This is a genomic window from Mucilaginibacter inviolabilis (genome assembly GCF_011089895.1).
In the GTDB taxonomy this organism is placed as follows: Bacteria; Bacteroidota; Bacteroidia; order Sphingobacteriales; family Sphingobacteriaceae; genus Mucilaginibacter; species Mucilaginibacter inviolabilis.
Window position 1 is genome coordinate 2,729,232 of the sequence record NZ_JAANAT010000001.1, and the last position, 12,867, is coordinate 2,742,098.

The 12,867-nt window shown below is 44.1% G+C and carries 13 protein-coding genes; 7 read left to right on the top strand and 6 right to left on the bottom strand.

The genetic code is table 11. The features are described 5' to 3' along the window. Positions 1 to 92 precede the first annotated feature (92 nt). Both G7092_RS11175 and rnhA read left to right on the top strand, forming a co-directional pair. Positions 93 to 2,183, top strand: a complete 2,091-nt coding sequence (locus tag G7092_RS11175) for a heavy metal translocating P-type ATPase (protein WP_166089200.1) — start codon at positions 93 to 95, stop codon at positions 2,181 to 2,183. Positions 2,184 to 2,286: 103 nt separating this feature from the next. After that, positions 2,287 to 2,745, top strand: a complete 459-nt coding sequence (gene rnhA, locus G7092_RS11180) for a ribonuclease HI (RefSeq protein WP_166089202.1) — start codon at positions 2,287 to 2,289, stop codon at positions 2,743 to 2,745. A 104-nt stretch (positions 2,746 to 2,849) separates the two neighbouring features. On the opposite strand, the gene G7092_RS11185 is transcribed toward rnhA, so the two are convergent. The 4 genes from G7092_RS11185 to purL all read right to left on the bottom strand — a co-directional run bounded on the left by G7092_RS11185 (position 2,850) and on the right by purL (position 7,207). Beyond that, positions 2,850 to 3,347 (bottom strand): metallophosphoesterase family protein, encoded by a 498-nt coding sequence (locus G7092_RS11185; protein WP_166089204.1) that lies wholly within the window; start codon positions 3,345 to 3,347, stop codon positions 2,850 to 2,852. A gap of 382 nt (positions 3,348 to 3,729) precedes the next feature. Further along, on the bottom strand, positions 3,730 to 4,434 hold the full coding sequence (locus tag G7092_RS11190; RefSeq protein ID WP_166089206.1) for a tRNA1(Val) (adenine(37)-N6)-methyltransferase: 705 nt from the start codon (positions 4,432 to 4,434) through the stop codon (positions 3,730 to 3,732). Positions 4,435 to 4,595: 161 nt separating this feature from the next. Beyond that, the gene (gene gloA2 / locus G7092_RS11195) at positions 4,596 to 4,985 is read right to left on the bottom strand and encodes an SMU1112c/YaeR family gloxylase I-like metalloprotein (protein ID WP_166089209.1); all 390 of its coding nucleotides are present in this window, start codon (positions 4,983 to 4,985) and stop codon (positions 4,596 to 4,598) included. Continuing rightward, positions 4,985 to 7,207 (bottom strand): phosphoribosylformylglycinamidine synthase subunit PurL, encoded by a 2,223-nt coding sequence (purL, locus tag G7092_RS11200; protein WP_166089211.1) that lies wholly within the window; start codon positions 7,205 to 7,207, stop codon positions 4,985 to 4,987. The genes gloA2 and purL overlap by 1 nt, the downstream gene beginning before the upstream one ends. Before the next feature lie 520 nt (positions 7,208 to 7,727). Here purL and G7092_RS11205 point away from each other — a divergent pair. Beyond that, positions 7,728 to 8,180, top strand: coding sequence for a VOC family protein (locus G7092_RS11205; RefSeq protein WP_166089215.1), 453 nt, complete (start codon positions 7,728 to 7,730; stop codon positions 8,178 to 8,180). Between the two features lie 134 nt (positions 8,181 to 8,314). Here G7092_RS11205 and G7092_RS11210 read toward each other — a convergent pair whose 3' ends face one another. Next, complete coding sequence (locus G7092_RS11210) at positions 8,315 to 9,184, bottom strand: SDR family oxidoreductase (RefSeq protein ID WP_235953813.1); 870 nt, start codon at positions 9,182 to 9,184, stop codon at positions 8,315 to 8,317. A 120-nt stretch (positions 9,185 to 9,304) separates the two neighbouring features. Between G7092_RS11210 and G7092_RS11215 the strand changes: the two genes are divergently transcribed. From G7092_RS11215 to G7092_RS11230, 4 genes are all read left to right on the top strand, one after another. Then, positions 9,305 to 9,631, top strand: a complete 327-nt coding sequence (locus G7092_RS11215; protein ID WP_166089217.1) for a winged helix-turn-helix transcriptional regulator — start codon at positions 9,305 to 9,307, stop codon at positions 9,629 to 9,631. 89 nt (positions 9,632 to 9,720) lie between these two features. Beyond that, positions 9,721 to 10,185, top strand: a complete 465-nt coding sequence (locus G7092_RS11220; protein ID WP_166089219.1) for an anthrone oxygenase family protein — start codon at positions 9,721 to 9,723, stop codon at positions 10,183 to 10,185. A gap of 173 nt (positions 10,186 to 10,358) precedes the next feature. Then, positions 10,359 to 11,378 (top strand): LLM class flavin-dependent oxidoreductase, encoded by a 1,020-nt coding sequence (locus tag G7092_RS11225; RefSeq protein ID WP_166089222.1) that lies wholly within the window; start codon positions 10,359 to 10,361, stop codon positions 11,376 to 11,378. 200 nt (positions 11,379 to 11,578) lie between these two features. Beyond that, entirely contained in the window at positions 11,579 to 12,049 is a 471-nt protein-coding gene (locus tag G7092_RS11230) for a hypothetical protein (protein ID WP_166089224.1), read from the top strand. Between the two features lie 189 nt (positions 12,050 to 12,238). On the opposite strand, the gene G7092_RS11235 is transcribed toward G7092_RS11230, so the two are convergent. Next, a complete protein-coding gene (locus G7092_RS11235; protein ID WP_166089227.1) occupies positions 12,239 to 12,829 on the bottom strand; it encodes a cysteine hydrolase family protein in 591 nt (196 codons plus the stop codon). Between the last annotated feature and the right edge of the window lie 38 nt (positions 12,830 to 12,867).

Genomic DNA, 12,867 nt, shown 5'->3' on the forward strand with positions numbered 1-12,867 from the left:
ATCTTACGGCTATTTGCAAACTCTTTTTAAAATTACATTCGGCTTACCTGTTTAATTTAGAACGATTTTAATTAATTATTAGATTTGTATTTATGGCTGAGCAATTAATTGAACTGAATGTGACAGGGATGCACTGTAATAATTGCGCCTTATCTGTGCATAAACTACTCGAAAAAAAGGGTTTACATAATATCCTGGTTGATTTTGCCAGCGAAGAGGTAAAATTTTCTACCAGCGATAGCTCCAAATTACCTGAGATAAAAAAAGGAATAGAAAACTTAGGTTTTAGAGTGATTGACGATATTTCACAACATCACCCTTCATTTTATGATAAAGTAGAGAACAAATTTATCTTCTGCGCGCTGTTTACCCTGCCCCTTTTGCTCAGCATGTGGCTGCCCTGGCACGTATTACAACAGCCAATAGTACAATTACTATTATGTTTACCGGTATTTATTGTAGGCTGCCTGCATTTTGGTAAAAGTGCCTGGAGTTCGGTTAGAGGCGGCGTACCCAATATGGATGTACTTATATTTATTGGTTCAACATCGGCATTTATATATAGTCTTACAGGTACACTGCAACACCTGGGTCCTCAATATCAGTTTTATGAAACTTGTGCTACCATTATTACCCTGGTATTATTAGGCAATGTGTTCGAGAAACGCTCCGTAACTCAAACCACATCGGCAGTAAAAGATCTGATCAGATTTCAACAGGTAGACGCCAACCGTGTTGTTAATGGCGGCGTAGAAGTGATCAGCGCTAAAGAAGTACGTCCGGGGGATACTTTACTGGTGAACCAGGGCGATAAAATACCCGTTGATGGCGAAATCCTGTCTGGCAACGCTTCTGTTGACGAGGCCATGCTCACTGGCGAAAGTTTACCTGTTGAAAAGAAAAAATATGACAGGGTAATAGGCGGTACTATATTAGTTAACGGCAATTTTCACATGCTGGCTACCAAGGTTGGTTCCAATACTATCTTGTCGCAGATCATTGAACTGATGAAGAAAGCCCAGGCCGCCAAGCCACCTATCCAAAAACTGGGTGATAAGGTTGCTTCCATATTTGTGCCGGCTGTACTGGGTATCTCCCTGCTCACTTTTGTATTGACTCTTTATGTTGGCCACGCCGGTCTGCAGCATTCCTTGCTGAACGCGATAGCGGTATTGGTGATATCATGTCCTTGCGCGATGGGTCTGGCTACTCCTACTGCAGTAATGGTTGGTCTTGGACGTGCGGCCAAAAATGGTATCCTGATCAAAGGCGGCGATACTATTGAAGCCGTGGCTCATACCAAATATGTGGTATTTGATAAAACAGGCACCTTAACAACGGGAAAATTCAGCATCAATGAGATCAAAGCCGAACCTGGCGTCGATATTGAGTTGATCCGCGGCATCATTATCGCCATTGAAGAACGATCAAATCACCCGATAGCACGTTCATTGGTTAATGGGTTAAAAAGCCTGCCCAAACAAAAGGTGATACTCAAAGTAGCCAAAGAAGAAAAAGGCCTGGGCATGCGTGCCGAAGACGTAGAAGGCAGCAATTACTTCCTGGGTACAGCTAAACTGAATAAGGACGATCATTTCAACCTCTCCCTGTATAAAAACCAGCAGTTACTGGCCCAGATAGCGCTCGACGATGAAATAAAGCCCGAAACTGCCACACTGATAGCCCAGCTCAAAAAGATGGGTATCAAACCCATACTCCTTAGTGGCGACAAAAAAGACCGTTGTACAAAAGTAGCCGCCGCCATAGGTATCAAAGAGGTACATGCCGAAAAACTACCCGACGAAAAGTTGAAAGTAATCGAGATGTACAAACAAAAAGGCAAAACCATTATGATAGGTGATGGCATCAACGATGCTCCTGCCTTAACCAAGGCCGATGTGGGCGTATCCATGAACGATGCCAGCCAGGTAGCCATACAATCGGCCAGTGTAGTATTGCTGAATACTGATCTCCATTCGGTGATTAAGTTTTTACAGATCAGCAAGCATACGCTGCTTACCATTAAACAAAACCTGTTCTGGGCATTTGCTTACAATATAATCGCTATCCCCGTTGCCGCTCTGGGCTTTTTAAACCCAATGGTAGGTGCGTTTACGATGGCTTTTTCTGATGTGATAGTTATTGGCAATTCACTGAGGTTGAAAATTAAAAAGGTAAACTAAGTCGAGCCCCCTAGCCCCCTGAAGGGGGAATTTTTGAAAATCTTATCGGCAATTAATGTAACTTATGCTACTTTTGTTCCCCCTTTAGGGGGTTAGGGGGCTTATGATAGAAATTTACACAGACGGTGCATCAAGCGGAAATCCGGGTCCGGGTGGTTATGGGGTAATTTTGCGTTCGGGCAAGCACTATAAAGAGCTTTCCGAAGGTTTTCGCAAAACCACCAACAACCGCATGGAACTACTGGCTGTAATAAAAGGATTAGAGGCGCTGAAAACCCCTAATCAACAGGTGATGATCTTCTCCGACTCTAAATACGTGATCGATTCCATCGAAAAACGCTGGGTAAACGGCTGGGTGCAAAAAGGTTTCGCGGGCAAAAAAAATAAAGACCTTTGGCTCCGCTATCTCGACATCAGCAAACACCACCAAATCAAATTTACCTGGGTACGCGGCCATAACGGTCACCCCGAAAACGAACGCTGCGATGAACTGGCCGTAGCAGCCGGGAAACAGAAACCGCTGTTGATAGATTCGGTTTTTGAGGTAGAGAATGGGAAATAATTAGTATCAAGTAGCTAGTATCAAGTATCACGACTTTTTTCTTTTTATATCGAAGAGGCATAGCATCTTGATACTTGATACTAGCTACTTGATACCCAACCAACCTACCACCTTCCCGCCAGCTCAATTACCTGCAGATCCTGTATTTTATCCCCATCAATGTTAAAACGCATGAGGGTGCGTACCTTGTGCCAGCCTTGCTGCCCCGCTGCGCCCGGATTCAAATGCAGACAGCCTATCGTTTTATCGGGCATTACTTTTAGTATATGCGAATGGCCCGAGATAAACAGCTTGGGTGGATTCAGGTAAATCTCCTTTTTTACCGCTGGACTATATTTGCCTGGGTAACCGCCAATGTGGGTCATCCATACATCAACACCTTCGCAATTGAAGCGCAGATTTTCCGGATACACCAATCGCACATCCTTACCGTCGATATTGCCGTATACACCTTTTAATGGCTTAAAAGCTGCCAGTTTATCGACCAGTTCCAGCGTGCCAAAATCGCCGGCATGCCATATTTCATCGCAATTTTCAAAATGCTTAAAAACAGCCTCGTCGAGGTAGCTGTGGGTATCGGATATCAGGCCTATGCGGGTCATGAGCGCAAATATAGATACAAGAGGTAAGAGTCAAGAATCAGGGAGTTAATAAATCCGTCATTGCGCGCAAAAATTCCCGAGAAAAGCCTAAAAGTGGGTTTACATGGGTTTACACTTTTTAGAGTTAATATTGATTTAATTTATTGACAATCAATACTTTAAATACAAATAGACCTTATTTTGTGTTAACCCACTTTTGGGGCTATTTTTGGTCGAATGTCATAAGTCAATTATTTCCTACATCAGCAACACAAGGTGCACGAAAACGCACAAAGATAAAATTTGTCATGCTGAACATAGTGAAGCATCTATTAGTCGACAGGCAAAGCTCACGAATACATCCTTTGTCCCTCAGGATGACAAATAAGAACTAAAATAGAGATTAAAATATCGTCAAAAAGTTCTCCAATACTTTTTGGTATTGCCTGCTGTAAACTTTAGGCGAATCGTAAATCACTAATTGCTCTACTTCTGATTTGCCTTTGTCAAAACCCAATGCCAGTATCTCCCGGTGTGCCTCATCGTTTTCAAACGAATGTATACTGATTACTTTTTGTAAATGAAGCTGCTGTTGCGCGGCCAAAGCTTTAACCACCCCCGCAGTATCTATAGGCAATACCAGCCAGCAAATCCCATTCTCCGTTAGATGTTCAGCCACAGCAGATATCAAACGCTCAAAAAAACCATCTCCGGCATGTTTGGCCAAATTCTTCTTTACTCCCGGTGATTGCAGGGAGTTGATATAGAATGGCGGGTTGGATACGATGAGGTCATATTTTTTATCGGGATGAACAGCAAAAAAATCTTCAAAGCCGGTTGCAAACAACGTGAGCCTGTCAGCAAAGGGCGAGCTCTTAAAATTACTTTCGGCGGTTATAGCTGCACTTTCATCAATCTCGACAGCATCTATCCGGGCATCGACAAAACGCTGTGCCAGCATCAGGGCAATTACGCCAGTGCCAGTGCCTATATCTAATATGGATAGCGATTTGTCGGCATCAGCTAATGCACCCAGTAAAACACCGTCGGTATTGATCTTCATAGCGCAACCGGTTTGGTCGACACTGAATTGTTTAAAACGAAACATCGATGCGAATTTATTATTAAATGTTAAAATGCGCATCAACGTTGACATTTACCGGGCGTATATTTGTTGGTGACAACACCAACAAAGTGCGGTTTAAAATAAAAATCTTCTTGTCGCCCGTTGTTGGTGTTGTCACCAACAACTTTCACCAACAAGCATAATTACTTTTCATAAAGCTCCAGCGGTAAACCATCCGGATCGGCAAAGAAAGTAAAGCGTTTGCCGGTGAATTCATCAATACGAATAGGCTCTGTGATAACGCCGTTAGCCTGTAAACTACCTACTGCCTCATCAATATCGTCAACCTCAAAAGCCAGGTGACGTAAACCTGCAGCTTCGGGACGGGAAGCTCTGGCAGGCGGCCCGGGGAAGGAGAAAAGCTCGATCTGGTACTGGTTGCCCACTTCCAGATCGAGTTTATAGGATTGCCGCTCTTCGCGATAAACCTCCAATAATATTTTAAAACCCAGTATCTCGCTATAAAAATGCTTCGACTTTGGGTAGTCGGAACAAATAATGGCGATATGATGTACCCGGTTTAGCTTCAGCATTATTCGCCTAATATGGAGTGTAATACGTTGCTGTGAACCATTTTCAAGTCGGTAACATGACCAAATGGAACTTCGTCAACAGTAAGGGAGCCATTGTTTACGGTACCCAGCAGGCTGAATTCTACATCGCTGGTAGCCATAAATTCAACAAAGCGTTCCTGCTCTTCGGGGGCTACGGTTACCACTACCCTGCTTTGTGCTTCACCAAACAGGAAGGCATCCTTACGAATGTCGTCATCAGTTTCGATGTCAAAGCCTAAACCATTTGGCATAGACGATTCCAACAGCGCGATGTATAGACCACCATCAGCCACATCATGTGCCGATTCGATTACGCGGTGTTGGATCAGTCCTTTGATAGCTTGTTGTACCTCGTATTCTTTGTCGATATCAAAATGCGGAGCTGGTGCTTTTAATATTTTGTGCCATGAAGCCAGGTATTGCGACGAGGCGATATCATTCACTGATTCACCGATCAGATAGATCAGGTCGCCGGGTTGTTTAAAGTCGGCTGTCATGATGTTCTCTACATCGTCCATTACACCCAGCATACCGATAGTTGGCGTCGGAAATACCGAACCACCATCTGCCGACTGGTTGTAAAAGCTTACGTTACCACCGGTAACCGGGGTTTCGAACTTGCGGCAAGCATCACCCATACCTTTTATGGCGCTTACAAACTGCCAGTAAACTTCAGGGTTATAAGGGTTACCAAAGTTTAAGCAGTTAGTGATAGCCACAGGCTCGCCACCGGCGCAGGTAATATTACGGGCAGCTTCGGCAACGGCAATGGCGGTACCTTTATAAGGATCGGCATATACATAGCGTGAGTTGCAGTCTGTTGTTAATACAATGGCTTTATCAGTATCCTTAACCGCTACAACGGCTGCATCGCAGGCCAGGTTGGCGGTCATGGTTTGTACACCTACCATGCTGTCGTACTGGTCGGTTACCCAACGTTTGGAAGCCAGGTTAGGATGTGCAGCCAGGTGCTCGGCTACTTCAACCAGGTTTTCAGGCTCTTTCACATCATCGATGTTGAATTTCTGGTTTTCGGCAAAGTAAGCAGGCTCACGGTATTCGCGCTGGTAAACCGGTGCGCCACCACCTAAAACAAGGTCGTCTGCAGGTACATCGGCAACCAATTCGCCGTTCACAAAATACTCCAGGCGTTTGGTATCGGTTACCTCGCCTATTACGGCGCAATTCAGGTCCCATTTGTCAAAAACAGCCTCTACATCTTTTTCGCGGCCTTTATGCACCACGATCAGCATACGCTCCTGTGATTCGGACAGCAAAATTTCGTAAGGCTTCATATGATCCTGGCGGGTTGGTACTTTATCCAGGTGGATACGCATACCATGCTCGCCTTTGGCGCTCATTTCGGAGTTGGAGCAGATGATACCGGCAGCGCCCATATCCTGCATACCTACTACAGCACCGGTTTTAATTACTTCTAAGGTAGCTTCCAGCAATAGTTTTTCCTGGAAAGGGTCGCCTACCTGAACGGCAGGAAGATCATTTACCGAATCGGCGGTGATATCTTTAGATGCGAATGCCGCGCCGTGGATACCATCCTTACCGGTTGCTGAACCTACTATATATACCGGGTTACCCACACCGTAGGAGGTTGCCGAAACGGTTTCGCCCGCTTTTACAATACCTGCCGACATGGCGTTAACCAGCGGATTTACATTATAACAATCGTCAAAAAACAGCTCGCCGCCTACGGTTGGGATACCAAAAGCATTACCGTAATGACTGATACCTTTTACCACGCCTTTTACCAGCCATTTGGTTTTATCCAGGCTCAGGTCGCCAAAACGCAGGGAATTTAACTGCGCGATAGGACGTGCACCCATGGTAAATATATCCCTGTTGATACCACCTACACCTGTTGCAGCGCCCTGGTAAGGCTCTAATGCTGATGGGTGGTTGTGCGATTCGATCTTGAAAGCGCAGCCAATGCCATCGCCCAGATCAACCAGACCGGCATTTTCTTCACCGGCCTTAGCCAGCATCCGCGGACTATCCTTAGGCAGTGTTTTTAGCCAGGTGATGGAATTTTTATAGGAACAGTGCTCGCTCCACATTACCGAGAATATAGAAAGCTCGGTAAAGTTGGGTACGCGGCCCAATATTTCTTTTATACGTTCAAATTCTTCGGGTAATAAGCCTAAATCTTTGGCGGTTTCAACGGTGGTTAATTCCTGGTGCTCCAATGTACTATTGTTTTATTTGAAAGGATGCGCAAAAGTAGGAAAAAAGGCTGAAAGCTGAAAAGGTAAAAGGCGAAAGGTTTTGACTCGTTCTAGGGTCGGGTTTCGGGCTGCGTGGTTCGGGTACCTGAATAGTTAGCGTACTTTCTTTACCTGAAAATGAAACCTATAAAATTCAACGTATGAAAACTTTTTAAACCTTCGATTTTAACACTTTTCTGCTCAAAAGGGGATAAAAAACCGATCAAAAACAACTCAAAACTTAATCAAAACCATCCATTTTAACACTTTTTAACAAATTTTTGATGGATTTTTAAATTTTAAAAAGTATTAAATAATTGGTAAAAAAGATTCAAGCGAAGAAGGAAGTTTGAATAGGCAGCGCTTCCGGCCCGCTTTCATCAAATTACTTAGTTACAGAAGCGCAGACGTTCTCGTAAAGAAACATTTAGCCAGTGGCCAGTGTTATTTACATAATACTTTATCAACACAATAGAAATTATGCTTTTTAATAAATAAACCTATGGCAAAAAGTAAATTACTGCGGATGGACAATATTGGCATCGTTGTAGAATCTCTTGATGACGCTATCTCTTTTTTCACGGAGCTAGGCTTAAAACTCGAAGGGCGGGGCACGGTTGAAGGAGAATGGGCCGGTCGCGTTACCGGACTGGGCCCGCAACACGTAGAGATTGCCATGATGGTTACTCCGGATGGCCACAGCCGGCTAGAACTTTCGAAATTTCTTACTCCACCCACGATCTCAGATCACCGGACTGCTCCTGTGAACGCACTGGGTTATCTACGCGCGATGTTTGCTGTTGAGGATATTGACGAGGTGGTATCCAGACTCATCAGGCATGGTGCTCAACTCGTTGGCGAAGTGGTTCAGTACGAGAACTCCTATAAACTCTGCTACATTCGTGGAGCCGAAGGACTTTTGATCGGCCTGGCGGAAGAACTCGGCAATAAATAACAGATATTTTAGCCCGGTGCAAATGTAAATGCTTCAAGCGTAATCAGCCCGAGCTAAGGTTTAGAGAGCGTATACGCTAATTTTTGTCCTCTCTGGAGACCCTGAGAGGACAAAAAATCAAGGATAGGCAAACCTTAAACTCCATAAGTGGCAGCCAGGAACTCTTTTAATCCTGATGCTTTTCTTCCTAATAACTTTTCCAGATCGCTTCGATGGGTATCAAACTCTCCGTTGGCTATTGCTGTTCCGAATCCTGCAAGGAAAGAAGCATTTTCCCGGGGAACTCCCGCCTTTACCAATTCATTAATATAAGTTTCTGTATCGGGCTTATGATATTTGATACTTTTACCTGTAACGTCTGAAAGTATCTGTGCAATATCTTCAAATGAATAGGTTGTATCGGCAGCCATGGCATATGCTTTGTTTTCGTGTCCCGGAGTTGTTAGTACAACTGCCGCAGCCTCTGCCATCTCTGTCCGGGCAACAAAAGGCGTTTTACCATCCCCGGCAGGGAAAAAAATACCGCTTTCGGAAACCTTGTCGCCTAAAAACAAAGGGATCACATCAGCATAAAGCGTATCGTTTAATAGCGTGTAAGGAATACCAACTTCCTGAAGATAATCGGCCGTGTCGCGATGAATATGACTAACGTACGGAATAGCGGTTTCTTCAAAGCTTTTAATATCTATGCCCGTATAAACTATATGCTTAACGCCATTCGCTTTAGCGGCATTGATAACGTTTTTATGCTGAACAAGTCGATCCACCATTTCGTTGGAAGAAATAAGCAATAGCTTGTCTACACCCCGAAAAGCGTTTTTAAGCGAGTCGTAATCATTATACTGACCGATCTTTATTTGCACGCCTTTATCTTTTAAATGAGTTGCCTTGTTTTCATCTCTAACTAAAGCGGCAATTTCATGAGCCGGAATACCTTTGTTTAAGAGCGATTCGATTGTCGCATTTCCTAAATGTCCTGTTGCACCTGTAACTAAAATCATCATTTGTATACTTAGAATTAATACTTATTTTTGTTTGTTACACAAAGTAACTAATAATGATTTCAAAAAGTAACTTGTTACCTTTTGGTAACTATAAAAATAGTGGTAACCTATACGTGACTAATGGATAATAAAGCAGAAAATAACCCCTGCCCATTTACGGCAACCATCGCTTTAATTGGGGGAAGATGGAAAACAATAATCATCTATTTACTTTTAGATCATACCCGGCGCTTTGGTGAAATAGCAGCACGAATGCCTTCTATTTCAAGAAAAGTGCTAACCGAACAACTGAAAGAGCTGGAAAGTGACGGACTAATTAGCCGGAAGCAATACAAAGAAATCCCACCACGTGTAGAATATTCACTAACAGAGTTGGGCCAAAGCCTTAAGCCGATATTATCTGATATGGCAGTCTGGGGCCAGGAAAAGTTATTAGATACGGTGTAATACAGCATCTTACTTATGGTGATAACGCCAACCATACGCTAAAAAATTACAGATCTAAAATATTTTAGCCGCTCAATCGTCATCAGGTTATGGTTATCACTCATTTACTTTTTGTTACGGCTTTATTTGTCCTGATGTTGGTTTGCGGTGTTTTCTGGGGCCTTTATTTTGCCCTGAGCCGTTCTTACCAGGTATTTACCCCAGCTGAACTGGCAAAAATGGCGCGCACTATCATAGCCAATCTCGAAGTACCGATGCGCAATATTTCGCTGCTTTGTCTCGCCCTAATGGGTCTGGCTATTGCTTTTTATCCAAACAAAAGCAGCTGGGGACTTTGGGCAATGATTGGCTCCCTTTTACTGATCATCTGTTCGCTCGTGATCACTACAGCTATCGAAGTACCCATAAATAACCAGGTAGTAACCTGGACAAATGAAAAAAAACCAGCCAATTGGGAACAACTGCGCAGCCGCTGGCAATATTATAATGTACTGCGAACCGTTATGGCGTTAATCAGTTTTGTTTTATTTACTACTGCTTTGATTATCGCTTAATTTGATTCAACCTGTGTAGTCGCTCGGCTCTTTTCTAACAGTTTCCTCTTGATTCTTCACTCTTGTATCCCCCTCCCGCTAAATGACAATTCTATAACCATGTATATTTGTTTAGAAGAACATTTGGTCCGATCTTTGAATTAGATGTTTAAACATTTATTAGGAATTGCAAAATGGAAATAGGAATAGATAGCTTCGCTTCGGCGATGTATGGCAGTAAGGAATTGAGCAGCGTTGATGCCATGGAACAATTGCTTGACCGCATCGCATTTGCCGATGAGGTTGGCCTGGATGTGTTCGGTATCGGCGAGCATCATAAAAAGGAGTTCCTGGATTCGGCAACAGCGGTGATCCTGGCTGCTGCTGCCGCGCGAACCAAAAACATTAAATTAACCAGCGCGGTAACAGTACTGAGTGCTGCCGATCCGGTACGGGTATACCAGAGTTTTGCTACATTAGACCTCATATCCAAGGGTCGCGCCGAAATGGTTGTTGGCCGCGGATCATCTGTTGAAGCCTATCCCCTGTTTGGTTTTAACCTGGACGATTACGACGCGTTATTCAAAGAAAAGCTGGACTTATTGCTCAAAGTGCGCGATAATGAGTTTATTACCTGGTCTGGCAAATTCCGTGCGCCTTTAAATAACCGGCCCGTATATCCAAGAGCTTTACAGGAAAAACTGCCCATTTGGCTGGGCGTTGGCGGCACACCGGAATCATTTGCCCGTGCCGGAACATTGGGATTACCCTTGATGGTAGCCGTGATAGGCGGCGAAACACACCGGTTCCGTCCACTGATAGATCTGTATCGCGAAGCCGGCAAAAGAGCAGGCTTTACACCCGATCAATTAAAAGTTGGGCTGCACTCGCCTGGCTATGTGGCAGCAACCAATGAACAGGCCATTGCCGATTATTACCCCGGTTATGCCGAACTTTGGACAAAACTAGGCCGGGAACGCGGTTGGCCGCCGGTAACCAAAGCGCAGTTTGACAGCCTTGTAGCCCCAAAAGGTGTACTGGTAGTGGGCGGACCAGAACAGGTAGCCGAAAAGCTATTACGTCATAGCGAAGCGCTGGGCGGCGTGGATCGTTTTACTTTCCAAATGGATAATGCCGGTTTAACGCATACCCAATTAATGAGCTCCATTGAACTGATTGGTAAAAAAGTTATCCCGCTGGTGAACGCAGTATAAGCTAAAAGAGACAAAAAGGGCTGTCAGTCTGAGCTCCGTCGAAGACTCGCGCGTAGAGGCCTGCCCACCATGCTTCGACGGAGCTCAGCATGACAGTCTATTTTTTACATTAACAATGGTGCCGCCATAATATCGGCCATAGACCAATAAATTAAAAAGCTATCTAAAAAATACAGAAATTGTGATCGAAAAATCGATACATGGAAATATCTGTACAAAATTTTCTTACTCCACCGCAGCTTCAAGCGGCTTATCAATTATGGAATGAGGAATATCCCGCGAAATTGCAATATCATAGTATCAATGATTTCAACAATTACCTGGACAATCTGGAGCAAAAAGCCTATTTCCTGTTAAGTGATCAGGATGGTGTTCTTTTAGGATGGTCAGCAACTTTTTTACGGGATGGGGAACGATGGTTTGCCATCATTTTAAGTAGTGCTGTTCAAGGGAAAAAACAAGGGACCAGGATATTGGAAGAAATAAAAAAACACGAAACCCACTTAGCTGGCTGGGTGATAGATAAAGAAGGAGAATTGAAGGCTAACGGAAACCGCTACACATCGCCACTGGCATTTTATATAAAAAATGGCTTTACGGTACTTAATGGCCAGCGAATTGAATCAGATAAGTTATCGGCGGTAAAGATCAGCTGGCGAGCTGATAGTTGAGGCGATAATACCGGACATAGGTTAAAAAAAAACGTGTCATTTCTCCTCGTACCTCGTTCGAAATGACACGTTTTTTATTCTTTTATCTTGATTCCTGACTCTAATCTCTTGACTCTCTCCCCTCACTTCATTACCGAAAGCACCTGCGAAACCGGTAAATAAGGAGCTAAAACTTTTCGGACAAACTTGCTAAAGAAAGTCGTCGCTTTTTTTTAAAGCGTTGATTACCTCGGCGGTATTTAATACGGTAGCAAACTCCTCGTTTATTTGCGCCAGGGCTGTTAAATGAATGGTTTCGGCATCATAATATTCACCATTGATGCCTGTTTTGGCGAATGCCGCTGTTGCATTGGCTACCACAAAAGTGTTGTAGCCCAAATTGCCGGCCATTCTTGCTGTGGTTGATACACAATGTTCGGTGGTGAGGCCCACGATAACTACGGTATCAATGCCGGCAGCATCCAGCCGTTGTTGCAGATCAGTATCGATAAACGAACTGTTCACCGATTTTTTGATCACCGGCTCGCCGGGCAAAGGTTTTACAATTTCTTTGTGCGCATTGCCGGGATTACCTTCGGCCAGCATAGAATTAGGGTTGGCGGAGCAATGCTGAATGTGAAAGAGCGGCAGCTTATTTGCCCGCCAGTAATCGAGCAGTTTACGGGCATTTGCTTCGGCATCGGGGTTATTGCGTTCGCCGCCCCAGTAAGGGATATTGTCAAAACCCTGCTGTATATCAATCAGTATCAGCGCCGGGTTGGTATTTGTTAATGTTTTCATACCTCAAAATTGCAGCTTTGCCGGCACCCGAATTTTGC

Coding starts and splice junctions, on each gene's coding strand:
- G7092_RS11235 (WP_166089227.1), bottom strand. CDS start 12,829: ATGAAAACATTAACAAATACCAACCCGGCGCTGATACTGATTGATATA.
- G7092_RS11210 (WP_235953813.1), bottom strand. CDS start 9,184: ATGATGATTTTAGTTACAGGTGCAACAGGACATTTAGGAAATGCGACA.
- G7092_RS11220 (WP_166089219.1), top strand. CDS start 9,721: ATGGTTATCACTCATTTACTTTTTGTTACGGCTTTATTTGTCCTGATG.
- G7092_RS11225 (WP_166089222.1), top strand. CDS start 10,359: ATGGAAATAGGAATAGATAGCTTCGCTTCGGCGATGTATGGCAGTAAG.
- gloA2 (WP_166089209.1), bottom strand. CDS start 4,985: ATGCTGAAGCTAAACCGGGTACATCATATCGCCATTATTTGTTCCGAC.
- G7092_RS11175 (WP_166089200.1), top strand. CDS start 93: ATGGCTGAGCAATTAATTGAACTGAATGTGACAGGGATGCACTGTAAT.
- G7092_RS11185 (WP_166089204.1), bottom strand. CDS start 3,347: ATGACCCGCATAGGCCTGATATCCGATACCCACAGCTACCTCGACGAG.
- rnhA (WP_166089202.1), top strand. CDS start 2,287: ATGATAGAAATTTACACAGACGGTGCATCAAGCGGAAATCCGGGTCCG.
- G7092_RS11230 (WP_166089224.1), top strand. CDS start 11,579: ATGGAAATATCTGTACAAAATTTTCTTACTCCACCGCAGCTTCAAGCG.
- G7092_RS11215 (WP_166089217.1), top strand. CDS start 9,305: ATGGATAATAAAGCAGAAAATAACCCCTGCCCATTTACGGCAACCATC.
- G7092_RS11205 (WP_166089215.1), top strand. CDS start 7,728: ATGGCAAAAAGTAAATTACTGCGGATGGACAATATTGGCATCGTTGTA.
- G7092_RS11190 (WP_166089206.1), bottom strand. CDS start 4,434: ATGTTTCGTTTTAAACAATTCAGTGTCGACCAAACCGGTTGCGCTATG.